We start from the raw sequence: 24,049 nt of genomic DNA on the forward strand, positions 1-24,049 counted from the left end.
GTCAGCTCACCACGCTGAGCGGCTTGAGGTAGAAGTAGTCCGGGTACGCCCGCAACTGCAGGCCGTGCACCTTCGGCTTGACCGCATGGAACAGGCTCTGCCAAAGCACAGGCAGGTACAGGTACTGCTCCTCACGCAGCTTGGCCGCCTGCTTGTACAAGGCCAGCCGCTTAGCGTCGTCGGCCTCAGCCGCGGCCTGGTCGACCAGCGTGCCGATCTCCAGCGCGGGCTTGGCCGCGAACCCGGTCCGGATCGCCTTCAGCTGTGCGGTTTTGGCAGCGGGCGTCAGGTTCTTGTCGTCCTGCACCGCCTGGTACTTCTGCCACTGGTCGCTCGGCAGGCTGATCTCCTGCACGTTCTGCGGCGACCACAGCGACCCGACCATCGTCGGCCACGTCGGCAGCCCGGCGAACGTGCCGTAGTAGAAGCCGATGTAGTCGCCCTTCTGCACCTGCCACCGCCGCTCGGTGTAGACGCCGGCCTCGACATGGTCGACGAGTGCCTTGATCCCGAGCTGCTTCGTCCAGCTGTCCACGATCGCGTCCGCGAGCGTCGTGTCCGGTACGCCGACCAGCAACCGGATCGGCGGCAGCCCCTGACCGTTCGGGTAGCCGGCCTGCGCGAGCAACTGCTTCGCCTCGCCGACATCCTCCTTGATCGCGATGCTGTCGTCCCAGCCGTTCGTCCGGCTGGTCACCAGCGAAACGCCCGGCTGCTGACCTGGCTGCACGCCGGCCAACGTCTTCCGGTCCAGCGCCAGCGACAGCGCCTTGCGGACGCGCACGTCGTCCATCGCCTTGTTCTGGCTGCGGAGCTTCGCGAGGTACAGGATGCTGTAGTTCTCGGTCTGCTTGAGTTCCTTCGACAACGTCGAGCTCTTCTGGAACCGTAGTACGTCGGGACCGGCGAGCTGCACGAGGTCGGTCTCGCCGTTCTCGTACGGCACGGTGGCGGTCGCGGCCGCGCTCGGCTCGACGAGGTTGACCTGGATCCGGCCGAGCTTCACGGTGCCGCGGTCCCAGTACTTCTCGTTCGGTGCCAGGATCAGCCGCGAGTTCGCGACCCATTCGGTCACCGTGTACGGCCCGTTGGACACGTAGTTCGGCGGGTTCTGCCAGTCCTTCGGCTTGCTCTCGACGAGGTCCATCGGCAGCGGCAGCATCGCCGGATGGGTGAGCGCGAGCAGGAAGTCCGGGTTCGGGTTCGCGAGCGTGAGGACAAGCTCGTGGTCCCCGTTCGCGTGCACGCCGACCTTGGTCCAGTCGGTCAGTACGCCGGACAGGAAGTCCTGCGCGCCCTTGATCCCGGTGGCGGTCTGGTAGCTGTTCGCGCCGAGCGTCGTACCGCCGGCCGAGCCGCCCGCCGGGGTGAACAGCCGCTTGTACGTCCGCTCGAAGTCCTGCGCGACAACCGGTTTGCCGTCCGACCACTGGGCGTTGTCGCGCAGCGTGAAGGTGTACGTGAGGTGGTCGTCGGAGATCTTCCACTCGCTCGCGACGCCGGGGACGACCGCGTCGCCCTTCTCGTTCTGGGTGACCAGGCCCTCGGAGATCCCGCGACTGAGGATCCACATGCCGTTGGTGATCACCTGCGGATCCAGCACTTCGACCGGAACGTAGTCGATCGTCAGCGTCGACTGCCCGTCGGGAGCCTTGCTGTCGTCACCGAACAGCCCGCAGCCGGTCAACGACCAGCTGCCGCCGATCGCGGCCATCGTCAGACCGGACAGCCGGAGGAAGTCACGGCGGGTCTGACCAACCGGGGGATGGGCGCGCATAGCCAAGGAAGTGCCGCCTTTCTGGCGTCCTGAACTCGACTTATGGCGCGACCGTAGGGCCGTAAAGCGTCGGAGTCAACGCTTTACGGCCATTACCGTAATTATTTCAGCTGAAGCGCTCGTACGCCGGCAGCGTCAGGAAGTCGACGTACTCGTCGGCCAGCGCCACCTCGAGGAACAGCGACCGGGCGGCGGCGTACCGGGCCGGGTCGCCGAGCTTCGCGATCTCCTCGTCGGCGATCCGCTCGACCAGCTCGGTACTGACCGTGTCGCCGGTGTCCAACGTGACCTGGTTGCGCCGCCACTGCCAGATCTGCGACCGGGAGATCTCCGCGGTCGCCGCGTCCTCCATCAGGTTGAAGATGCCGACCGCACCGGTTCCGTCGAGCCAGACCGCGAGGTACTGCAGCGCGACGCTGACGTTGTTGCGCAGGCCGGCCTCGGTCACCTCGCCCGGCGTGGCGGCGACGTCGAGCAGCTGCGCGGCCGTCACCGTGACGTCCTCGCGGAGCTTGTCGATCTGGTTCGGGCGGTCACCGAGGACCGAGTCGAACACGGCGCGGCAGGTGTCGACCATGCCCGGGTGCGCGACCCAGGAACCGTCGAAGCCGTCGCCGGCCTCGCGGGTCTTGTCCGCCTCCACCTTCGCGAACGCCTGCTCGTTCACCGCCGGGTCCTTGCTCGGGATGAACGCCGCCATACCACCGATCGCGTGCGCACCGCGCTTGTGGCAGGTCCGCACCAGCAGCTCGGTGTACGCGCGCATGAACGGCACGGTCATCGTCACACTGTTCCGGTCCGGCAGCTGGAACGCCTTGCCGCTGGTCCGGTGCGTCTTGATCACGCTGAACATGTAGTCCCAGCGGCCCGCGTTCAGGCCGGCCGAGTGCTCGCGGAGCTCGTAGAGGATCTCCTCCATCTCGAACGCCGCCGGGTAGGTCTCGATCAGTACGGTCGCCCGGATCGTGCCGCGCGGGATCCCGAGCGCCTCCTGCGCGGTGACGAACACGTCGTTCCACAGCCGCGCCTCGAGGTGCGACTCCATCTTCGGCAGGTAGAAGTACGGGCCTTGGCCGCGGTCGAGCTGCAACTGCGCGCAGGCCGCGAAGTACAGCGCGAAGTCCACCAGCGATCCCGAGGTGGGCGATCCGTCCACCAGGATGTGCTTCTCCGGCAGGTGCCAGCCGCGCGGCCGGACGACGATCGTCGCGAGCTCGTCGTCCGGCTTCAGGCTGTAGCTCTTGCCGCCGGTGCTGAAGTCGATCTTCCGGGTGATCGCGTCCAGCAGGTTCAGCTGGCCGCCGACGACGTTCTCCCAGGTCGGCGTGTTCGCGTCCTCCTGGTCGGCCAGCCAGACCTTGGCGCCGGAGTTCAGCGCGTTGATCGTCATCTTCCGGTCGGTCGGCCCGGTGATCTCGACCCGGCGGTCGACGATCCCCGGAGCGGGCGGCGCGACCCGCCACTCCGGGTCGTCGCGAATAGCTTTCGTGTCCGGCCGGAACCCCAGCTCCGTCCCGGCCGCGATGGCGGCGATCCGTTCCGCGCGCTTGCCGAGCAGCTCCCGCCGGCGGGCGTCGTACGCGCGGTGCAGCGTCTCGATCAGGCCGAGCGCCCGTTCGCTGAGGATCTCGTCGTACCGCTCGTGCAGCGGGCCGGTGACGTCGACTGACACTAGGGGCTCCTTAACTCAGAACTACGATTTCGTGATCCGTTATCCGGTATACCAACACGGTAATCCAGCCGTCGCGCTGCTGCACCTCCGCCTCCTGCTGTGAGACGAGCAGCCGGGCCCGGGAGGCGCTCACTCTGAGCGACACCGCGAACGGACCCGCAGGCGTCAGCTCCTGCAGACGCCCGCGCCAGGCGCCGCCCTGGTCGAGGTTGACCAGGTGCAGGATGTGCCGGTCACCCTGCCGGTAGAGCTGGCAATCCAGTACGCCGGGACCGTCGACGCGCAGCGGGATGCCGTCGTGGTGTACCAGGTTGGCCAGCAGCCGGCCGTGGTCCGGATGGTGGTGCTTCGCGTACAGCCGGTCGACGTCGGCCGCCAGGTACGCCGTCCGCTCGCCGAGCACCAGCGCCGGTACGCCGGTCCGCGGCTCCGCCATCCAGGACTTCTCCGGCGGGTAGATCGGGAACGGCGGAATCCAGGTGAGCGCTTTCCGCGCGTCGGTCTGCACCACCTCCAGCTGCCCGCCGAACGGCAGTACGTCGGTGTCGCCCGCGAACACCTCCCGGTCCTCGATGCGCAGGTAGCTGTGCGAGTCGTACGTCTCCCAGTCGCCCACCGATCCGTCACCCCAACGCTTGCCCTGGTGCCGGACCCCCAGCAGCTCACCCACTGTCCAACGGTCCCGCCGATCGCCCCACTCGTCGTAAAGCCCCGATTCCCCCGTCACGACGAGTCTTCCTCCAGCCGCGACGTACGCCTCCAGTTGGGCGCACTGCTCGTCGGTCAGCACGCCGACGTTGGGCACGATGAGCACCTCGAACCGCTCATCCACCACCTGCGTAGGCAAGTACGGGACCCGCGCCCTGATCAGCGCATCCGCCCACCCGCGGTACGGCAGCTGACTGACCTCGACCGGCTCGTCCTTCCCGTGGAAGTCCACGCTCAACTGGCTCCAGAACAACCCGACCGTGGCAACAGGCTCACGATCGACCAGGAACTCCTCGTGCGCCTCGTGCCAGGCGAACAACGGCTCCGCGGTCGCGTACTGCCGCCGGTCCTCGTGCACCGACCCGATGTGGTGCCACCACGGCTGGATCCCGCCGGCCCAGCCCTCGAGCGCCCACATCCGCGCCTCCGGCTCCGGCTTGCTCCCGAGCCGGAACGTCGGCGTCCCCGCGTCGTACATCGCCGTACTCTCCGGGATCAGCGTGTCCCACCCGAGCAGCCCGTGCAGCCGCTTGCCGGTGTCCGCGTTCGCCTGGAACCCGGACTCGTCGTGCCGCCACTGCGAGTCCAGCAGGAAGATCCGCGCCCGCTTGCAGATCTCCACGTCGTCCCGCAATCGCTTGCTCTGGGCAACGACGTCCCCACCGTTCATGCCGATCCACAGGCAGTCCGGGCCGCCCGCCTTCGTCGTCACGGAGTTGTTCAGGTCCCACACCGCGAGCCGCTGCTGGTAGCTCCACCGGATCCACTGCTTGTACGTCGGATCCGACCAGTCGACCGTTTCCGGCAGGTCCTGACCGAAGCTGTCCCGGCAGTTCGGGCAGTAGCAGATCGAGTCCCGCCCGAGGCCGCTCCAGCTGTTGTCGGTCAGCCCGTCCGGCGCGGTCCGCTCGATGATCTCCTCGAGGATCCCGGTCAGGAACTCCCGATAGTACGGCCCGGTCACACAGGCGACGTACAGGTCGCCGGCCCGGTACGGGTTGCCGTCGGCATCGATCGCGAACCAGTCCGGGTGCGCGTCGTACAGCGGTTGATGCGCCCGGTTCGAGTCCATCCGCGCCAGGACGGTCAGCCCGTCCGCGCGCGCCAGGCCGACGATCTCGCCGTACAGGTCGCGGTCGCCGAGGTACTCCGCGCGGTGCTGCAGCTCGAACTTGCTCGGGTAGTACGCGACGATCCCGCCGGCGTTGACGATCACGCCCTGCACCTTGGTCCGGCGCCACTGCGCGCGCCACCAGTCGGCGTCGTACCGCGCCGGGTCCTTCTCGGTGAGGTTCGTCTGGGCCCAGCGGAAAGTCCTTTGGTACCAGGGCTTCACGACAATCCCCGGACCGCGTCACCCGCGCCGGAGAGGTTCTCCAGCAGCATCTCCGAGTACTTGCGACTCAGTACGACGCCTTCCGCGCCGCCCGCGAACGCCGCCAGCGTCGCGTCCCGCACCGACTCGCGCGTACACCGGGTCAGCTCGCCCTCGTTGTCGTCCCAGTTGATCTTGCTGCCGAGGTCCCGCGGCGACTCCAGCCCGCGCTGCTTCGCGACCCCGACCGGGATGTCGATGTCGATGCCCGGGTAGATCCGGCTCTGCCCGCCGACCCCGGCGACGGCCCGCGCGGTCTCCCGCCGTACGTACTCCGCGGTGAAACCGGCCTGCGGCAGCTTCTCGTAGTCACCTTCGTCGAGCTGCAGCAGCTTCATCATCAACGGGTACACGTCCTCCGGGTCGGCGTCCGCGAACAGCGCGCCGCAGATGCTCTTCACCCAGGTGAAGAACCGCGGACCGGCGCAGTTGTTGTAGATCACGACCTTGATGAAGTCCGAGAACTTCGCCATCTCGGCGTAGTCCTGGTCGGCGCGATAGAACGGGCTGAACGAGATGTTGTGGTAGACGTGCCAGCCGACCTGCACCTCGGGGGAGATCGCCTTCGTCACGCCGTAGATGTCCCGGTACAGCTGCCGCTGGCTCTCCGTCCACAACGTCTGCCAGGCCAGTACTTCGGGGAAGTTCAGCAGGATCCGCCAGAACGTCACGAATGCGCCGTCCACCGGCCGCTCGCCGGCGCCGACCCGCTGGTTCCAGTCGACGAGCGCGCGGTAGCCCTGCATCGCCCGGTTCACGTCGATCCCGCGCTCCCGCGCGATCGCCCTGCAGTGCGAGCAGAAGCAGCCGACCTCGGCCACGTCCGGCGTACTCTGCATCAGCAGGTTGAGCGGACCGGGCCGCTCCGAGCACCAGGCGAGCCCGTCCAGCTCGTAGCTCTGCACGTAGTCCTCGACGAACCCGAGGTGCCAGTTGCGGTAGTCCGGGTTGTTGAAGCACGGCCGCCGCCCGGGCCGGCCCCAGGCGTCGACCTCGAGCACCTTCGCGAAGTTCGGGTACGTCCGCAACTGGCGGGCGCCGCCGCTCTCCTCCATCCACGCGAACGACTGCATGCCGCGCTCGCGAGCCTTCGGGATCACGTCGCCCAGCAGGTCGAACTCCGGGTTCTCCGGCGCGTCCCCGGCCGCGCCCAGCACGGTGTTCCCGTAGTACTGCGGATGCGGGGTCGCGTAGTTCCCGCCGACCCAGCCGAGGTCGTACTCCTGCCCGCCGTGGTCCGGCAGCGGGTGACCCGGGATCTGCCGGCCGCCGGTCCCCCGGGTCCAGGTCGGCGTGGCCAGGAACAGCGCGTTCACCGCGCCGCGTTCGGCCAGGATGTCGAGTGTCCGGTCGACGCCTTCGTCGACGAACGAGATGGCTCCGATCTGCATGGCAACGACCCGTTCGGGCACGATGCTCACCCCTTCATTCCTGTCATCGTGATGCCTTGGATGAAATAGCGCTGGGCAAAGAGGAAGACGACGATCACCGGTACGACGGAGACCGTCGCACCGCACATCAGCAGACTGATCTGGGTGAAGTACTCGCCCTGGAACTGGGCGAGCGCCACCGGCAGCGTCTGCAGGTTCTCGGACGTGATGTAGATCAGCGGCCCGAACAGGTCGTTCCACGACTCGAGGAACGTGAACACCCCGATCGCGGCCAGGGCCGGCTTGGTCTGCGGCAGCATGATCCGCCAGTAGATGCCGAACGTCGACGCACCGTCGATCTTGCCGGCGTCCTCGAGCTCTTGCGGGATCGTCATGAACGACTGCCGCATCAGGAACGTCGCGAACACCGGCGTCAGCACCTTCGGCACCCACAGCGGGTACTGCGTGTCCACCCAGCCGATGTGCTGGAACACGATGTACTGCGGGATCAGGTACGCGATGCCCGGGATGATCGACGTACCGAGCAGCACCATGAACGCGATGTCCCGGCCGGCGAACTTCAGCCGCGCGAACGCGAAGCCGGCCATCGACGCCACGATCAGGATGCCGACCACGTTCAGCCCGGCGAGCTTCACGCTGTTCCAGAGGAACACCGGGATCAGCTCGAACACCTGCCGGTAGTTGTCCCAGTGCGCGTCGGTCGGCAGGAACTTCGGCGGCACGCTGAGCACCTTCGCCTCGGGCCGCAGCGACGCGCTGATCATCCAGACCAGCGGGGCCAGGAACACGACCGCGAACAGCGCCATGACGACGTACTGCGAGGTCTTGGAGACGAGTCTCATGTGTAGAACACCCACCTCTTCTGCAGCTTCCACTGCAGGTAGGTGACGGCCGCGATCACCACGAACAGGACCCACGACATCGCCGAGGCGTAGCCGACCTTCCCGTAGCTGAACGCGTTCTGGTAGATGTTGTAGATGTAGACGCTGGTGGCGTGCCCCGGCCCGCCCTTGGTCATCACGTAGATCAGGCCGAAGACCTGGAACGTCGAGATGAACTGGGTGATCAGCAGGAACAGGAAGTGCGGGGTCAGCAGCGGCAGCGTGATGTACCGCAGCCGTTGCCAGGCGCCGGCGCCGTCGAGCTTCCCGGACTCGAACAGGTCGGCCGGCAGCCCCTGCAGGCCGGCGAGCAGGATGATCATCGGGTAGCCGATGCCCTGCCAGACGCTGACGACGATGACCGCGGGCATCGCCCAGGCCGAGCTCGACAGCCATTGCGGGCCGTCGATCCCGACCTGGTGCAGCAGTCCGTTGATCACGCCGTTGCCCGGCTGGAAGAACCAGAACCAGACGAAGCCGATCGCGACCACGTTCGTCACGTACGGCGCGAAGTACGCCGTCCGGAAGAAGGCCACGCCCTTGATCGGCCGGGCGCACAGCAGCGCCAGCACCAGGCCGATCCCGATCGTCAGCGGGATGCTCGCGACCGTGAAGTACACCGTGTTCTTGAACGTCTGCAGGAACAGCGGGTCGTCGGTGAACATCTCGGTGAAGTTCTTCAGCCCGACGAACTTCGGTGCCGCGATGCCGTTCCAGTCGGTCAGCGACGCGACCATCGAGACCAGGATCGGGAAGAACTGGAACGCCAGCACGCCGACCACGATCGGGCTGATGAACAGCCAGCCGGTGAGGTTCCGCTTCCGCCGCGCCCGCCGGATGTCGGCCTGCGCGACCGTGCGGGCGGGGTCGCGTGCCATCGTGATGGTTGCCATCGACATCAACCCTTCAAGGCGTTCTCCACCTGCGGCTTGATCTGCTGGAGCACGTCGGCGACCAGCTTCTCGCAGTTGTAGGCCGTGTCCAGCGCGGGCCGGTACAGCTCGCGCGCGCCGATCGTGTTCTTGGTCTGGTTGGTCGCGGTCAGGTGCTTCGCCGCCTCGGCGAACAGCCCGATGTGCTCGGGTGCCTTCCCGTTCGGCGCCAGCTCGGCCGCGGCCTTCAGGTTGATCGGCGTGAACGCGCCGCCCTGGAGCAGGATCTTCCCGCCGTCCTCACTGGCCAGGTATTTCAGCAGGTCCCAGGCCGCGTCCGGGTTCTTCGCCTTCTTCGGGACGCAGAACACGATCACGCTGGACTCGGTCTTCTGCTCCACGTCACCAGGCGGCGGAGCGACGTCCCAGGTGAAGTCCTTGATGGTCTGCCGCAGGTACGGCACGGTGCCGAAGGTCGCGAACATCATCGCGATCTTGCCCTGCGCGAACATCTGGTTCTGCACGTTGTCCTGCTGCAGCGCGGACCACGGGGGCTGCACCTTGTCCTTGCAGGTCAGGTCCGTCGCCCACTGCAGCGCCTCGGACTCCTTCTGGTCGGACAGCGTGAACTGGGTGCCGTCCTTGGAGAAGATGCCCGTCTGGCTGCCATGGTTCACCGTGAACGTCTGCTCGTAGCCGGTGTCCAGGTAGACGAGCGCGCCGTACTGCTGCTTGGCCGGGTCGGTGAGCTTCTTCGCCGCTGCCTCGAAGTCGGACCAGGTCCAGCCGTCCGACGACCAGGTGGTCGGTGGCAGCGGTACGCCGGCGGCCTTGAACAGGTCGGCGTTGTAGAAGATCAGCCGCGGCTCGTACCCGAGGACCCACGCCGTGTGCGAACCGTCGGGTTGCTTCGGGAAGTCGAACGTCTCCTTGGCGAACTGCGACGTGTCCAGCTTGTCCTTGTCGATGTACGGCTGCAGGTCGAGCAGCGCGCCCTGCTCGGAGAAGCCGCGGACGAAGTCGTCGTTGATGCGCATCACGTCCGGCGGACTGCCGCCGGCGATCAGGGTGCGCATCTTGGTGTCGTACTCCTGGGTGACCGCGGGCTGGATCGTCACCTGCGTTCCGGACTGCTTCTCGAACGCCTGGATCGCCTGCTCCAACGGGTTGCCCTTGACCTGCTCCCAGTTCAGGAAGGTCAGGCCTTTCTTGCCACCGCTGCTTGCGTTGCCGTTGCCACCACAGCCGGCCAGGAAGCCGGCAGCTGTGAGTCCCGTCAGTCCGGCGAGAAACCTGCGGCGGTTCAGGTCTGGGGATTGTGTCTGCACCGGAATCTCCCATCCACGAGGGGATGAATACGTATACACTCAGACATTGAATACGTATACACAGCGGTTTGGGCGTGGTCAACGGCTCGGGCGGAGACTCTTGAGTAGGGTTCACATCCTGGAACGAGGGGAGGCGCAGATGTCACGACCACCGACGAGCCGCGATCTCGCCCGCCTGGCGGGCGTCTCGCAGGCGACCGTCTCGCGGGTGCTGACCAACAACCCGAAGGTCAACGCGGAGACCCGCGCGCGGGTGCTGCAGGTGCTGAAGGACGCGAACTACAAGCCGAACGCACTGGCCCGGGCGATGAAGACCGGGCGCACCGACACCATCGGCGTCTTCATGACCCGGGTGACCAGCCCGTTCCACGCAGAGCTCCTGGACGAGATCGGCCGGGTGCTGAGCTCGATGGGTCAGCACATGATCCTCTGGAACATCGAGCACGACCCGGAGGAAGCTGTCGCCGAGGTCCTGCAGCAGCGGCTGGTCGACGGGTTCCTGCTGACGTCGGCGACGTACGACTCGACGTTGCACGCGATGGCGCTCGCGTCCGGGACGCCGACGGTGCTGCTGCACCGCGGGATCGACGGGCTGGACTGCGACCAGGTCGTCGGCGACAACTACCAGGGCGCCTACGACGCCGGCCGGTACCTGGTCGACCACGGGCACACCGACATCGGCCTGGTGACGCTGGCCCCCACCGGGAACACGTCCCGCGACCGCGACCTCGGCTTCCGGGCCGCGCTGGCCGACGCCGGCGTGAAAATCAAGCCGGGCAACGTGGTCTCGGTGGACGTCCCGCACTCCGCCGGCCACGCCGCCGCGGTGAAGCTGCTGTCCCGGAAGAAGCCGCCGACGGCGATCTACACCGTCACGGACCTGCTCGCGTTCGGCATCCTCGACGGCGCCCGGGCCGTGGGCGCTCGCGTCCCCGACGACGTCTGGGTGATCGGCTTCGACAACACCGAGATGGCCGCCTGGGAGGCGTTCGACCTGACGTCGGTCGAGCAGCCGGTGCACAGCATCGTCGAGACCGGCATCCAGCTGCTCCGCGACCGGATCGCCGACCCGGACCGCCCGACCGAGGTCATCACGCTGCCGTGCCCACTGGCCATCCGCGGCTCAACCGCGAACAGTCACTAGCTTCGGGAGCACCTCCCGCAGCACCTGGGCGTGCTCTTCCGGCCGGGACAGTCCCAGGTTCATCGTGTTCACGCACAGGTGGGTGGCGCCCAGGTCGCGCCAGCCGTCGGCGTACGCGCGCCACTCCTGCTCGGGGACGGCGCCGAGGCTCAACCGCGCCTCGATGCCGACCCGCCCCGGGTCGCGCCCGGCGTCCTCGGCCGCCTGCCGGATCACCGCGAGCTGCCGGCGCGCGGTCTCGTCCGGCGCGGACTGCGGCATCCACCCGTCGCCGATCCGCCCGGTACGCCGCAGTACGGCGTCCGCCCCGCCGCCGAACCAGATCGGGATCTCCCGCCCGGGCAGCGGATTCAGCCCGGCTTCGACGACGTGGTCGAACGCCCCGTCGTACGAGATGACCGGGTCCGCCCAGAGCTTGCGGAGCAGCTCGACCTGTGCGGTGAGCCGGGCGCCGCGTTTCTCGAACGGTACGCCGAGAGCGTCGTACTCGACCTGGTTCCAGCCGATCCCGACGCCGAGCCGCAGCCGGCCGCCGCTCAGTACGTCGACCTCGGCCGCCTGCTTCGCGACCAGCGCGGTCTGGCGCTGCGGCAGCACGAGCACACCGGTGACGAGTTCGAGCGTCGTGGTGATCGCGGCCAGATAGCCGAACAGCACGAATACCTCGTGGAACAAAGACTTGTCGGTGTATCCGGTCCAGCCCGGCCGGTTCGCCGGATCCGCGCCGAGCACGTGGTCGTACGCGAGCACATGGTGGTACCCGGCCGCCTCGACCGTCGTCGTCCACTCGCGGACGACCGCCGGATCCGCCCCGATCTCGAGCTGCGGGAACACCGCGCCGATCTTCATTTCGCCTCCAGCAGGTCGATCAGTCCCCTGACGGCCAGGTCGAACGGCTCGCGCGCATCGGCCGCGCGGGCGAGTACGTACCCACCCTGCAGTACGGCGGCGATCGTCGCGGCGGTCCGCTCCGGGTCGAGCGACTCCGGGTACTCACCGGTACGCTTGCCCTCGGCAACCACCTCCGCCAGCCGCTGCCGCAGCCACGCGAACGTCTCCGCGACCGGTTCCCGCAGTACCGGATCCGCCACCACCTCCGGGTCCGCCGCGAGCCGCCCGATCCGGCACCCCTTGAGGACGTCGCGCTCGCGGGTCAGATAGCCCTCGATCCGCGATCCCGCCGTACCGTCGCTCCCCAGCTGCTCCTCGGCGGCCTCCCGCAGTTCGGCGCCGGACCGCTCGATCGCCACCTTCGCCAGCTCGGCCTTGCCGGTGAAGTGGTGGTACATGCTCCCCTGCCCGGCGTCCGCCAGCCGCTGCACCGCCTTCGGCGAGGTCCCGACGTACCCGCGCTCCCACAACAGCTCCTGCGTACTGCGAATCAACCGCTCGACCGTCTCCACCCGGCCACTGTACTAAGAGGTACAGCAATCCGACCCAACGTTTCGGGCCGGCCGATCGTCCTGGGTGTGGAGGAAGGACGGTGACGATGACCGGCTGGGAGCATGACCTGCGGGAGTTGCTGACCGCCCGGGGCGGCGCGCTGCGCGCGTACGCGTACCTGCTGACCGGCGACACGAGTACGGCGAGCGACCTCGTGCAGGACGCGCTGGTCCGCGTGCTGGGCCGGTTGCGGCGCGGCGGCGATATCGACCAGCTCGAGGGGTACGTACGGCGCGCGATGCTCAACCAGTACGTCGACACCCGCCGCCGGCTGCTCCGGTGGAACGCGACCAGGCACCTGCTCGTCGACCCGCCGGTCCACGACGACGACCGGCTCGCGGACGCGGACGCCGTACGGCGAGCACTCGGAACGCTCGCACCGAAACAGCGGGCGTGCGTCGTCCTGCGGTACTACGAGGACCTCACCGTCCCCGAGATCGCCGACCAACTCGGGTGCGCGGAAGGAACCGTGAAGCGCCACCTGTCCGACGCGAAAGCGAAACTCGCCGGGCTGCTCGGCACGAATGAGGAGAGGGTCCGATGACGTCCAACAACCTGCACGACCTGCTGAACACCGCGGCCGCCGGCAGTGAGACGGTCGGCATCGCCGAGGAGGCCGTAGCGCACCGCATCCGCCGGCGGCGTCGGCGGACGACCGGGCTCGTCGCCGTCACCGCCGCCGTGACCACCGCGGCGGTGATGTCCGCGGTCTTCTGGGCCGCTCGCCCCGAGGCGCCTCAGGTGGCGGCGCCGGTGGCCGCTCCGGTGCCGTTTCCCCACGGCTGTGGTGCCGCCCTCACCGGTCAGCATCCGGCCGAGTCGCCGCTCCGCGTGACCATCGCCGAGCAGACGATCCAGCGCGCGGCTGGGTACGGCCGGGTGACCGGCGTACTGACCAACGACTCCCGCGCCACCGTCAACGGGTCGACCGCGAACGCGGTCCGCGTGGTCGTCGTCAAGAACGGCACCGTGGTCGCCACCATGGGCCCGATCGCTGCCAACGCCATCCAGCTCACGCTGGCGGCCGGCGCCAGCGAGACGCTCACCATCCCGGTGCCGCTGGACCACTGCGGCACCCGGTCCCCGCTGCTGCCCGGCACCTACCAGCTCTACACGGAGTACTCCGTGGCCCTCACGCCCACGGCGGACTGGTCCGTCCTTCGTAGCGGGCCGTGGACGGTCGAACTGAAATAGCCCCCACCGGTCAGGGTGGGGGCCATGTCAGTCGGTCAGCTGATCGTGACGATCTTGTTCACGGTGTACGCCGTGGCGTGGTCGGCGTCGGCCGGGAACCAGACCCGGTAGGCGACCTGACCGCGCACCGCGGGCCGGATACCGAACGCGTACTTGCCGGACGTGCTGAGCTTCACCGACGCGATCGACTTCCACACCTTGTTGCCGTACTGCTGCAGGTACACGACCTTCCCCGCGTGCGCCGGGGCGACGTACCCGCTGAACGCGGTCGTCTTCCCGAGCTTGATCGCCGCCGGCGACAGCGTGGCGGAGATCGTCGGCCGCACCTGCACGGTGACGTCCACGGTCCGGGTCCCCATCAGGTCGGCGTTCCCGGGGAACGTCAGCATGTACACCGACGAAACCAACGGCTTGTGCACCACCGACAACGTCCCGGTCGACGAGGTCTTCAACGCCGCGAGCAGCGTGAACTTCGACGACGTTTTCGGCCGAACGTAGACGTTCACCGGCAACCCGGCATACGCCTTGTTGTCGATCCGCAGCGTGCTCCCCTTGACCGTGATCGCCCCACCGTAGTTGACCAACGTCGACGTCACCGCGATCCCGGACTTCATCCCGAGCAGTTGCTTGACCGCGACCGGGCTGTAGTGCCCGGTCCGATCGAGCACCCAGGCGCCGTACGTGTACGTCGTGTTCTGCGCAAGCCCAGTGTTCTTCACCGAGGTCCCCGTCCCCGCGTACACCAACGTCCCGGTCGTCGGCGTCGGCGCCTTACTACCCACGTTCCGCCGCACGATCACCTGGTCGAGATCCGGCGTCGACGGAATCGTCCACGCCAGGCTGGCCGCCAGGTAGGCACCACTACCGCTGAACACAGTCAGCTTCTGCGGAGCCAGATCGGCAGTACTGAAGACCGTGTGGAGAGTCGGTACGACGGTCTGGTCCGCCTCCCGCAGCGAGGCACCCTCGATCTTGTACGCCCTGTTGTCCAGGAGCGGCTGCTGCGGAGTGATGGTGGCCTTGCGCGACGCCGCGTCGAAGGTCGTGGTCGCGGCGACACGCGCCCCGGTCTTCCCGTCCAGGAGGTACAAGGTGCTGCCGGTCACCGACGCCGCGTCCATGTCCCGCGCGAAGGTCACCGTCGGTACGGTCGACGCCGCCACACCGGAGGCGAGATCCGCCGGTACGACGTCCCGCAGCGGGTATGCCGTACCTGACGCCGTACCCGGGGTGGGCGAACCCACTACCTGCACCGTGTACGGGCGCGTGACCCTGGAGCCGTTGACGTTGCGAACCGCAACATACGCAGTTCCGGCCGGCAAGGAGACATTCTGCTCGGCCGACAGTACCGACGGGATCTCGTAGCCGTCGGAATCGACCGGCGGGAACGGCTTTTCGGCGTGCGCGAGCGGCTTGAGGTTCTCGTCGTACACGGTGAACGACGGGCCGACGTTCTGCGAGTACGTCGAGGAGTCGTACAGCGGCCCCTGCACAGACACTCGGACATCCTGCGCCGACGCGGACGGGAACGAGTACCAGTCGACGTCGCCTTCGATGCCGAGCGTCGAAGTCACCGGCGACGCGAGTGCCAGGCTCCGCGCCCGGCTGGGCTGGTCGTCACCGTCCGCGGCAGCGGTCGGGAAGTCGGTGGTGAACCGACCGCCCAGGGCCTGGTAGGCGTCGACGATGCCGTGGCCGTAGTACGGGTCGATGCCGCGCGGGCCGGCGTCCCGGGCGAGGCCCTCGACCCGCTGCGCGACCTGGGCGGGCGTGAACGTCGGCCACTTGTTCTTCACCAGCGCCGCGAGGCCGGCGACGATCGGCGCGGAGCAGGAGGTGCCGGTGCAGTACCAGTACGGTTCGTACCCCGGCGGCGTCAACGATCGCGAACCGGTGGACAGGATGTCCACGCCCGGCGCGGCGACGTCCACCCAGTCGCCGTACGAGCTGAAGTCGGTGAGCGTCCCGCCGGCGTCGGTCGCGGCGACGGCGATCACCTCCGGGTACGACGCCGGATACTGCAGGGCAGCGTCTCCGTCGTTGCCCGCGGCCACAACCACGGTGACACCCTTGTCGTACGCGCGCGTGACCGCGTCGTGCAGGACCGGGTTGTCGTCGGGGCCGCCGAGGGACATGTTGATGACCTTGGCGCCGTGGGCGACGGCCCAGTCGATGCCTTCGGCGATGTCGGCATCGTACCCGCCGCCGTCGGAGGCGAGGACCTTGACCGGCATCGCCTTCACGTTCCAGCCGACGCCGGCGACGCCGATGCCGTTGTTCGCGGCGGCGGCGATGATACCGAGCGTCATGGTGCCGTGGCCGTGGTCGTCGACCGGGTTCGGCCGGGTGCTGGAGACCGCGTTGTAGCCGGGGACCAGGTGGCCGACGAGGTCCGGGTGGCCGGCGTCCACGCCGGTGTCGAGGACCGCGACGATCTGGCTGCCGGTCGACTTGGACAGATCCCAGGCCTGCGGCACGCGGACCGTGTTCAGGTACGTCTTCTGGTCGGTCGCGTAGTACTCGTCGTTCGGGACGGCGGAGATGTACCGCTTGTAGTTCAGCGAGGCCAGCTCGACCGTCGGGTCGGCCTTGACCTTCTTCAGCAGGTCCGTCGCGGGCAGGTCACTGGTCAGCTTCACCGCGTTCGACGCCACCGGGTCCTCGGCGGTCGCGCCGTACCGCGACACCGCGGCCCGCCGGTTGGCGGCGGTTGCCTTCGGCTTGAACTTCACCATCACGGAGTGCGCGTCGTACTCCGCCTTGTGCTTCCCCGCCGCGAACGGCGGCCGGTACGGACGCGGCTCGGCCGCCGAACCGCTCGACCCGGTGACGACCACGACGCCACCCGCGATCATCGCCGCGGGCAACACCAGCCGCAGCAAACGCTTACTGAACACCACAAACCCCCAAAGGGCCTCGACAGGGCGGGAAAAGACCACATGCGGTCTGGTCCTAAATCGTCGGGAGGACCCTCGGCGTTACAGACTTCCGGACTTATGATCGCAGCGTGTCGATGGGGGTGATCGCCACGAAGCTGTTCGCGCCGGCTCGGCGGTCCGGGCTGGTGGCGCGGCCGTGGCTGGTCGAGCGGCTCGACGGCACGCTGGAGCGCGGTCACCGGCTCACGCTGGTCTCGGCGCCGGCCGGTTTCGGGAAGACGACCCTGATCGGCGACTGGGTCGGGCGGCAGGAACGGGCGGGCTGGTTGTCGCTCGACGCCGGCGACAACGCGCCGGCGCGGTTCCTGACGCATCTGTGGGCCGCGCTGCCGGGCATTCGTGTCGCCCAGCCGCAGGGCGACGTACCTGTGACGGCTGTGCTGACGGCAGTGGTCAACGACTACGCGGAGCAGCCGGACTGCAACGCGGTGCTCGTGCTGGACGACTATCACGTGATCGAGTCGCTCGACGTCCACGAGGCCGTGGCGTTCCTGCTGGACAATCTGCCGGATCAGTTGCACCTGATCGTTTCGACGCGGGCGGACCCGCCGTTCCCGCTGGCCCGGTTGCGTAGCCGCGGGCAACTGACGGAGCTCCGGGTGGACGATCTGCGGTTCGCCGCGGCCGAGGCGGGGGCGTTTCTCAACGATGTGATGGGGTTGCGGCTGGCTCCGGAGGACGTGCAGGCGTTGGAGGACCGGACCGAAGGGTGGGCGGCCGGGCTTCAGTTGGCGGCGTTGTCGCTGCGTGGTGTGTCCGACGTCGCGGGCTTCATCGCGGCGTTCACCGGCAGCCATCGGTTTGTCATCGACTACCTGGCGGATGAGGTACTGGCCCGGCTGTCCGCGGAGATGCGGGAGTTCTTGTTGCGTACGTCGGTGCTCGATCGGCTGACGGGTCCGCTCTGCGACGCGGTGACGGGTCAGACGGCGGGCGGGAAGGTGCTGGAGGAACTGGATCGCGCAAACGTGTTCCTGGTCGCGCTGGACGCCGGCCGGAACTGGTACCGGTACCACCACCTGTTCCGCGACGTCCTGCAGGCACGGCTGCAGGCTGAGTATCCGGAGGAGCTGCCGCGGCTGCATCGGGCGGCGAGCGAGTGGTACGCCGGGCAGGGTTCGACGGCCGAAGCGGTACGGCATGCGCTGGCCGCCGGCGATCACGCACGGGCCGGGCGGCTGGTCGAGGAGGCCCTGCCTGAGGTACGGCGTACGCGGCAGGACGCGCTGCTGCTCGAGTGGATCGGGGCGCTGCCGGACTCCGTCGTACGGTGGAATCCCGTGTTGAGCATCGTTGCCGGGTGGGCGGCGATGACGGCCGGGGACCTGGCCGGGATGGAGGGGCGGCTCGACGATGCCGATGCCGCGTTGAGCTCGGGTGAGATCGCCGGGACGTGGGCGGACACCGAGGACCTGCGGACGGCGCCGGCGATGATCCTGATCTACCGGGCCGCGTTGGCGCAGGCGCGGGGTGAGGTCGAGGCCACCGTGCGGTGTGCGGAGCGGGCGTTGGAATTGGCGGGTCCTGACGATCACTTCGTCCGGGGTGCCGGCGGTGGGTTCCTCGGACTGGCCGCGTGGGCGAAGGGTGATGTCGCGGACGCGTTGTCGACGTTCTCGACGGCCGTGCGCGAACTGCACGCGGCGGGCAACCTGGTCGACGAGCAGGACGCCGCGATCGTGCTGGGTGACCTCTGGACGGCGGCGGGACGGCCGTCGCGGGCCAGGAAGACCTATTCGGAGACGCTGGAGAACGCCGTTCGGAACGGGCCGCCGTACCCACGCGTGACGGCCGACCTGCACGTCGGACTGGCCGAGCTGGACCGTGAACTGGACGACCTGGAGAGCGCGGAGACCCATCTCGAGCTCGCGAAAACGCTGGCGGAACACGGATCGATCACCGAGAACCGGCATCGCTGGTACGTCGTGATGGCCCAGGTCCGGGCGGCCCGTGGGGATTTCGCGGACGCGATACGGCTGCTCGACGAGGCGGAACGCCGGTACCGCCCCGGCTCGTATCCCGACGTACGGCCGATCGCCGCGCTGCGGGCCCGTATACACCTTGCGGCCGGCGACCTGGTCGCGGCCGAGGCGTGGGCGCGCGACATTCCGAACACGCCTTCCTACCTGAACGAGTACGGCCGGCTCACCGTTGCGCGGCTGATGATCCGCCGCGGCGAGGACGTCCGCGAACTGCTCGACGGCCTGGAGGCGGACGCGGCTGGACGGGCCGGCAGCCTGCTGGAGATCGGCGTACTGCGGGCACTCGCTCAGCAGGTTCGCGGGGATCGGGCCGGAGCGGCCGAGACCTTGCGTCGCACGTTCTCCGAAACGCCGGAACCCGCGCAGTACAAGCGTCTACTGATCGACGAGGGGCTCGTGGCCCCGCAACCGGCCGCGATGGTCGAGCCACTGACCGATCGCGAGCTCGACGTACTGCGGCTCCTCGACACCGAGCTCACCGGACCCGAGATCGCCCGCCACCTCTTCGTGTCGCTCAACACGTTGCGCACCCACACCAAACGCATCTTCACCAAGCTCGGCGCCACCACCCGGTCGGGCGCCGTCCGCCGGGCCCGGGAACGCGGCCTGCTGTAGATGTCACCAGATGTGGTGACGCCGGCTCACCACCTCGCGACCTACGTTCCGAACATCCAGCAAACCAAGGGAGTTCGGACATGAACATCACGACCACCGACCTGACCCGGGCCGCGGGCATCGCCGCGGCCGCCGCCGGAGCGATCTTCATCGGCGTCCAGATCGGCCACCCGCACGTGGACATCCACTCGATCGTCACCACCGAGCTGTTCGTGCGCACCACGCTGAAGCTGGTGATGGCGTCGCTGGCCCTGGCCGGGATCGCCGGCCTGTACCTGAGCCAGCTCCGCCGGAACGGCCTCCTCGGCCTGATCGGGTACGTCGTCCTCAGCCTCGGCTACCTGTCGATCCTGGCGACGACCTTCGTCTCGGGCTACGTCCTGCCGTCGATCGCCGGCACGAACCCGGCGTACGTGAGCGACGTCCTCGCCGCCTCGACCGGCGGCCACCCGGCCGGGGACATCGGCCCGCTGCGGGTGGTGCTGCAACTGCAGGGTTTCGCCTACCTGGCCGGAGGGTTGCTGCTCGGGATCGCGCTGTTCCGTGCCCGCGTCGTGGCGCGCTGGGCCGCCGTACTGCTCGCGGTCGGCGGTCTGGTGTCGGCTGCGCTGGCAGTGATGCCGGACGCGTTCTACCGCCTTCTCGCGTACCCGAACGGCATCGCGATGATCGGGCTCGGCATCTCGCTCTGGCGGACCACCGTCGCTCTGCGGCAGCCCGTCGCGGTCGCACGATGAGGGCGGCGCGGTCGGACCTCTGGGTCCCGTTCGCGCTGGTACTGCTGACGATCGTCCCGTTGGCCTCCGGGACGCTCCGGCTGATCGAGGTCGCCGGCGGCCCGGCGCTGATGCCGGACAACCCGCGCATCGACGCTTCACCGGTGCCGGTCGTCGTACATGTCCTCGGCGCTGCGGCGTACGCGGTGGTCGGCCCGTTTCAGTTCTCCGCGCGGGTACGGCGTACGCATCGCGACTGGCATCGGCGAGCGGGGCGGGTACTCGTTGTTGCCGGCCTGCTCGTGGCCGGCTCGGGGTTGTGGATGACGCTGTTCTACTCCGGCGCTCCGGGCGGGCCGGTGCTGTGGGCGGTCCGGCTCACCGTCGCGAGTGCGATGGGCAGTTGCCTGGTCCTCGGCGTCGGCGCGATCCGGCGGGGCGCGATCGGAGTACATCGGGCCTGGATGATCCGCGCGTACGCGCTCGGTCTCGGCGCCGGGACACAGGTGCTGACACAAGGTGTGGGGCAGGGGCTGTTCGGGACAGGCGAGCTCAGTACGGCGCTCCCGATCAGCGCCGGCTGGGTCGTCAACGCCGCGATCGCCGAGTACGTCGTCCGGCGGCGGGCCTGATGTACGAACTGCGCGTCGCGGGCCGGATCGACCCGCACTGGTCCGGCTGGTTCGCCGACTTCACCGTCACCGCCCAGCCCGACGGCACCACCACACTCCGCGGCACGATCGCCGACCAGTCGGAGCTGCACGGCGTACTGGCCCGGATCCGCGACCTCGGGCTCACCTTGATCTCCGTCGTACCTGCCGGCTAGGACTCCTCCGCGGGTTCTCGCCGAGGCCGACCTGACGATCCTGAGGAAGGCGGTGCGGCGCGCCTCGCCGGGTGCGCGCTCGTCGCCTCGGACAATGTCGAGGGTGTCGAAACTCTCACGGTGGGTGCATGGTGGGATCGCGGCGGTGATCTTCGCGTCGCTGGTGATTCAGTTGGTGCTGATCTTCGCCGGAGGGGCTGACGCCAACTCGGGGGACACCGGGGGCGCGGTGGGGCTGGGGACGCGGTTGTATCGGTTGTTCAGTTTCTTCACGATCCAGAGCAACCTGATCGTCCTCGCGGCGGCCGTCTGTCTCGTACTGCGGCCGCTGCGGGACGGGGCGTTCTGGCGGGTGGTGCGCCTGGACTCGCTGCTCGGGATCGTGATCGCCGGGCTGGTGTTCGCCATCGTGCTCGCGCCGCAGGTCCACCTCACCGGCTGGGCGCTGGCGGCAACGATCGGTTTCCACTACATCTCACCGTGGACGACGCTCGCGGCTTGGCTGTACCTGGGGCCGCGGCCGCGGCTGACCTGGCGCGCCGTCGTACTCGCGTTCGTGTGGCCGCTCGCGTGGCTCGTGTACATCTTCACGCAGGGCGCGTTCACGCACTGGTATCCGTATCCGTTCCTGAACGTGACGGACCTCGGCCTCGCCACCGCCCTTCGCAATGCCGCCCTCGTCCTGGTCCTCGGCCTGCTCCTGGCCACCGGCCTGAAAGCCCTCGACAAGAAACTCCCCGCGCGCTCGTGATCGTCATCGTGTTCAAGCCGCACGACGAGGCATGGGCCCACCGAACTGGCTGGGAACCTGGAGCGTCCGACGCCTGACAGGCCGGGCCCGACGGATGCGGGAGTCCGGCATGTGAGCCGGTGTGGAGGGGTGGGGAAACCCACATGGGGGTGGCGGATACGGTTGGTGACTGGGTGGATGCTGGTGGGGACCGATAGTCTCGGGCGCCATGAGCACCTGCGTCGCCATTGCGGTGATTACCTTCAGGCGACCTGCTCTGTTGCGGGGGTTGCTGACGAGTTTGCAGGCGCAGGAGTTGCCGGCGGGCGGGGAGTACTCGATCCGGATCGTGGTGGTGGACAACGACGCGGACGGGTCGGCGGCGCGGGTGCTGGAGGAGTTCGGGGAGGGTACGCCGTACCCGATCGAGTCGGTGGTGGAAGCGGAGCCGGGGATCCCCTTCGCCCGGGAGCGGTCGGTCGAGCTGTGCTGGAACGACGATGCGCTGATCTTCGTGGACGACGACGAGGTCGCCCCGCCCGGCTGGCTGGCGACGCTCCTGACGGCGTGGGAGACCACCGGCGCCGACGTTGTCACCGGCCCGGTGAAAGGCAATCTCCCGCAAGGCGCCCCGCCCTGGAACCACTACAGCGACGTCCACGACTCGACCGGCCGGCACGCGACCGGCGAGGAGCTCAAGAAGGCGTACACGAACAACACGCTGGTCAGCCGCCGCGTCTACCACGCGGTCACGCCCGGGTTCCACCCCGCGTTCCGGTACACCGGCTCCAGCGACCTGCACTTCTTCCTCCGCGTGCACCGGGCCGGGTTCCGGATCGTGTGGTGCGAGGAGGCGTGTATCGCCGAGGACGTCCCGGTCGGCCGGACGACGCTGCGCTGGCTGGTACGGCGGGCGTTCCGGTCGGGCAGCGGCGACACGATCAGCCGGCTGCTGATCCGCCCGGGCGCGATCAGCTACGTACTCGTGCTGGCCTATGCTTCGGCCCGGGTGGTCTCCGCGTTCGGGCTCGCCCTCGCCGGGCTGCTGCTCGGCCGGAAGACGCACCTGCTGAAGGCAGTCCGCCGGTTCTTCTCGGGCGTCGGTAGTCTCGCCGGGATAGTTGGGATCAACCATGACGAGTACCGGGAACGGCACGGTTCGGCCGACGGTGGCGGAGCTGTGCCGGGCGATCTGGACGGTGGAGCAGGACCTGGAGCTGCTGACGTGGCAGATCAAGGGGATGCATCCCTGGCCGATCATCCGGATGCGCGTCTTCCATGAGCTGACCCGCCGCGGCGGGATCCACGGCGCTCCCCATCCGGTACGCCGGACCCCGTACGACAAGGCTGCCCTGGTCGCGCGGCACATCAGCGGGATCGTCACGCGCAGCCCGTTCCCCGGCCGGTACGACGCGCTGGTCGTCCCGCACCCGCGGAAACCGGACGGTGTCGAGATCTACACCGACGAGCTCCGCACGCTGCTCGGCAACCGTGCGCTGATCCTGGACTCCGGGATCAACGGCGTACCACTCGACGGCAGCAAGAACCTCGACTTCTTCACGTCGGCGGCCGGTGCGGTGCATCGCGGCACCGTCGACGACCGGGGTGCCTCGGGAGCGCTGGAGAAACTGACCGGTGTGCGGGTCCCGGTCGGGGCGCTGCTCGCGCGCGAGGTGCCGAAGCATCTGCGGCTGCGGGCGCTCTACCGCGCGCTGCTCAGGAAGCACCGGATCGAGACGGTGTACGTCGTGGTCGCGTACTTCCACCAGCACATCGTTGGTGCGGCCCGCGATCTGGGGATCCGGGTGGTGGAGCTGCAGCACGGCGCGATCAGCCCGTTCCACCTCGGGTACAGCTACCCGGGCCGGCCGGAGGTCGCGGATCAGCCGGACGAGCTGTGGTGCTTCGGGTCGTACTGGACCGACGTGGCGGACCTCCCGGCGGGGATGCGGACCAATGTCACCGGCGCTACGTTCCTTCCGACACCCGAGCCGAAGACGAACCGCGTGGTCGTCCTCTCGCAGGGCACGATCGGCGCCCAGCTCGTGCGTACGGCCGGGGCGATCGCCGAGCAGCACCCGGACCTGGAGGTGCTGTACCGCCTGCACCCGAGCGAGCGCCCCGCCGACTACACGATCCCGCCCGGCGTGCGGCTGTCCACGGGTGGGAGCACGCTCGACCTGCTCGCGGGCGCGACGTACCAGGTCGGTGTCTCGACGACGGCGCTGTTCGAGGGGATGGCGCTCGGCTGCCGTACGGCGGTCGCGGACCTGCCCGGTCACGAGTACCTGGAGCCCGCGATCGCGAAGGGCCACGCCCTGCTGATGCAGGATCCGGCGCAGCTCACGGACGCGCCGGTGTGCGACGACCCGGGCAGCTACTACGCCCCGAGCACCCTTCGGCTGTAGGTCCCGGATCCCCAGGCCATCACAATTTGCCCGCGGCCGTCGAGCCCA

General features: G+C 68.7%; 20 protein-coding genes. 10 read left to right on the top strand and 10 right to left on the bottom strand.

Annotated elements, in window-relative coordinates:
* Nucleotide 1 precedes the first annotated feature (1 nt).
* The 7 genes from ACQHIV_RS26670 to ACQHIV_RS26700 all read right to left on the bottom strand — a co-directional run bounded on the left by ACQHIV_RS26670 (nt 2) and on the right by ACQHIV_RS26700 (nt 10,004).
* Nucleotides 2-1,777 carry a peptide ABC transporter substrate-binding protein gene (locus ACQHIV_RS26670; protein WP_427886188.1) on the bottom strand — a complete coding sequence of 592 codons (1,776 nt, stop codon included), beginning with the start codon at nt 1,775-1,777 and terminating at the stop codon, nt 2-4.
* A 106-nt stretch (nt 1,778-1,883) separates the two neighbouring features.
* Nucleotides 1,884-3,449, bottom strand: coding sequence for a malate synthase A (gene aceB / locus ACQHIV_RS26675; protein ID WP_427886190.1), 1,566 nt, complete (start codon nt 3,447-3,449; stop codon nt 1,884-1,886).
* A gap of 10 nt (nt 3,450-3,459) precedes the next feature.
* The gene (locus tag ACQHIV_RS26680; protein WP_427886192.1) at nt 3,460-5,493 is read right to left on the bottom strand and encodes an alpha-amylase family protein; all 2,034 of its coding nucleotides are present in this window, start codon (nt 5,491-5,493) and stop codon (nt 3,460-3,462) included.
* On the bottom strand, nt 5,490-6,953 hold the full coding sequence (locus ACQHIV_RS26685) for a hypothetical protein (protein ID WP_427886194.1): 1,464 nt from the start codon (nt 6,951-6,953) through the stop codon (nt 5,490-5,492). Before ACQHIV_RS26685 ends, ACQHIV_RS26680 begins: the two co-directional genes overlap by 4 nt.
* Nucleotides 6,950-7,765 carry a carbohydrate ABC transporter permease gene (locus ACQHIV_RS26690; protein ID WP_427886196.1) on the bottom strand — a complete coding sequence of 272 codons (816 nt, stop codon included), beginning with the start codon at nt 7,763-7,765 and terminating at the stop codon, nt 6,950-6,952. Before ACQHIV_RS26690 ends, ACQHIV_RS26685 begins: the two co-directional genes overlap by 4 nt.
* Entirely contained in the window at nt 7,762-8,697 is a 936-nt protein-coding gene (locus ACQHIV_RS26695) for a carbohydrate ABC transporter permease (protein ID WP_427886197.1), read from the bottom strand. Before ACQHIV_RS26695 ends, ACQHIV_RS26690 begins: the two co-directional genes overlap by 4 nt.
* Nucleotides 8,698-8,702: 5 nt before the next feature.
* On the bottom strand, nt 8,703-10,004 hold the full coding sequence (locus ACQHIV_RS26700; protein WP_427886199.1) for an extracellular solute-binding protein: 1,302 nt from the start codon (nt 10,002-10,004) through the stop codon (nt 8,703-8,705).
* A 139-nt stretch (nt 10,005-10,143) separates the two neighbouring features.
* Between ACQHIV_RS26700 and ACQHIV_RS26705 the strand changes: the two genes are divergently transcribed.
* A complete protein-coding gene (locus tag ACQHIV_RS26705) occupies nt 10,144-11,148 on the top strand; it encodes a LacI family DNA-binding transcriptional regulator (protein ID WP_427886201.1) in 1,005 nt (334 codons plus the stop codon).
* On the opposite strand, the gene ACQHIV_RS26710 is transcribed toward ACQHIV_RS26705, so the two are convergent.
* Both ACQHIV_RS26710 and ACQHIV_RS26715 read right to left on the bottom strand, forming a co-directional pair.
* Entirely contained in the window at nt 11,128-11,997 is an 870-nt protein-coding gene (locus ACQHIV_RS26710) for an LLM class F420-dependent oxidoreductase (RefSeq protein ID WP_427886203.1), read from the bottom strand. The genes ACQHIV_RS26705 and ACQHIV_RS26710 overlap by 21 nt on opposite strands.
* Nucleotides 11,994-12,551 carry a TetR/AcrR family transcriptional regulator gene (locus ACQHIV_RS26715; RefSeq protein WP_427886205.1) on the bottom strand — a complete coding sequence of 186 codons (558 nt, stop codon included), beginning with the start codon at nt 12,549-12,551 and terminating at the stop codon, nt 11,994-11,996. The genes ACQHIV_RS26710 and ACQHIV_RS26715 overlap by 4 nt, the downstream gene beginning before the upstream one ends.
* Before the next feature lie 86 nt (nt 12,552-12,637).
* On the opposite strand from ACQHIV_RS26715, the gene ACQHIV_RS26720 reads away from it, so the two are divergent.
* Together ACQHIV_RS26720 and ACQHIV_RS26725 are read left to right on the top strand one after the other, a co-directional pair.
* Nucleotides 12,638-13,135, top strand: coding sequence for a SigE family RNA polymerase sigma factor (locus ACQHIV_RS26720; protein WP_427886207.1), 498 nt, complete (start codon nt 12,638-12,640; stop codon nt 13,133-13,135).
* Nucleotides 13,132-13,785, top strand: a complete 654-nt coding sequence (locus ACQHIV_RS26725; protein ID WP_427886209.1) for a hypothetical protein — start codon at nt 13,132-13,134, stop codon at nt 13,783-13,785. Before ACQHIV_RS26720 ends, ACQHIV_RS26725 begins: the two co-directional genes overlap by 4 nt.
* Before the next feature lie 35 nt (nt 13,786-13,820).
* Here ACQHIV_RS26725 and ACQHIV_RS26730 read toward each other — a convergent pair whose 3' ends face one another.
* Nucleotides 13,821-16,682, bottom strand: a complete 2,862-nt coding sequence (locus tag ACQHIV_RS26730; RefSeq protein ID WP_427886210.1) for a S8 family serine peptidase — start codon at nt 16,680-16,682, stop codon at nt 13,821-13,823.
* Nucleotides 16,683-16,798: 116 nt separating this feature from the next.
* On the opposite strand from ACQHIV_RS26730, the gene ACQHIV_RS26735 reads away from it, so the two are divergent.
* The 7 genes from ACQHIV_RS26735 to ACQHIV_RS26765 all read left to right on the top strand — a co-directional run bounded on the left by ACQHIV_RS26735 (nt 16,799) and on the right by ACQHIV_RS26765 (nt 24,001).
* Nucleotides 16,799-19,321: a LuxR C-terminal-related transcriptional regulator gene (locus ACQHIV_RS26735; RefSeq protein ID WP_427896559.1), complete on the top strand. Its 2,523-nt coding sequence runs from the start codon at nt 16,799-16,801 to the stop codon at nt 19,319-19,321.
* An 80-nt stretch (nt 19,322-19,401) separates the two neighbouring features.
* The gene (locus ACQHIV_RS26740) at nt 19,402-20,058 is read left to right on the top strand and encodes a hypothetical protein (RefSeq protein ID WP_427886212.1); all 657 of its coding nucleotides are present in this window, start codon (nt 19,402-19,404) and stop codon (nt 20,056-20,058) included.
* Nucleotides 20,055-20,669, top strand: a complete 615-nt coding sequence (locus ACQHIV_RS26745) for a DUF2306 domain-containing protein (RefSeq protein ID WP_427886214.1) — start codon at nt 20,055-20,057, stop codon at nt 20,667-20,669. Before ACQHIV_RS26740 ends, ACQHIV_RS26745 begins: the two co-directional genes overlap by 4 nt.
* Nucleotides 20,669-20,863, top strand: coding sequence for a hypothetical protein (locus tag ACQHIV_RS26750; RefSeq protein WP_427886216.1), 195 nt, complete (start codon nt 20,669-20,671; stop codon nt 20,861-20,863). Before ACQHIV_RS26745 ends, ACQHIV_RS26750 begins: the two co-directional genes overlap by 1 nt.
* A 103-nt stretch (nt 20,864-20,966) precedes the next feature.
* Nucleotides 20,967-21,614 carry a Pr6Pr family membrane protein gene (locus ACQHIV_RS26755; RefSeq protein ID WP_427886217.1) on the top strand — a complete coding sequence of 216 codons (648 nt, stop codon included), beginning with the start codon at nt 20,967-20,969 and terminating at the stop codon, nt 21,612-21,614.
* A 208-nt stretch (nt 21,615-21,822) separates the two neighbouring features.
* Complete coding sequence (locus tag ACQHIV_RS26760) at nt 21,823-22,875, top strand: glycosyltransferase family 2 protein (RefSeq protein ID WP_427886218.1); 1,053 nt, start codon at nt 21,823-21,825, stop codon at nt 22,873-22,875.
* A complete protein-coding gene (locus ACQHIV_RS26765) occupies nt 22,859-24,001 on the top strand; it encodes a hypothetical protein (protein ID WP_427896561.1) in 1,143 nt (380 codons plus the stop codon). Before ACQHIV_RS26760 ends, ACQHIV_RS26765 begins: the two co-directional genes overlap by 17 nt.
* Nucleotides 24,002-24,049 lie beyond the last annotated feature (48 nt).

Origin of the sequence: Kribbella polygonati, assembly GCF_050320105.1 — a bacterium.
Classification (GTDB): domain Bacteria; phylum Actinomycetota; class Actinomycetes; order Propionibacteriales; family Kribbellaceae; genus Kribbella.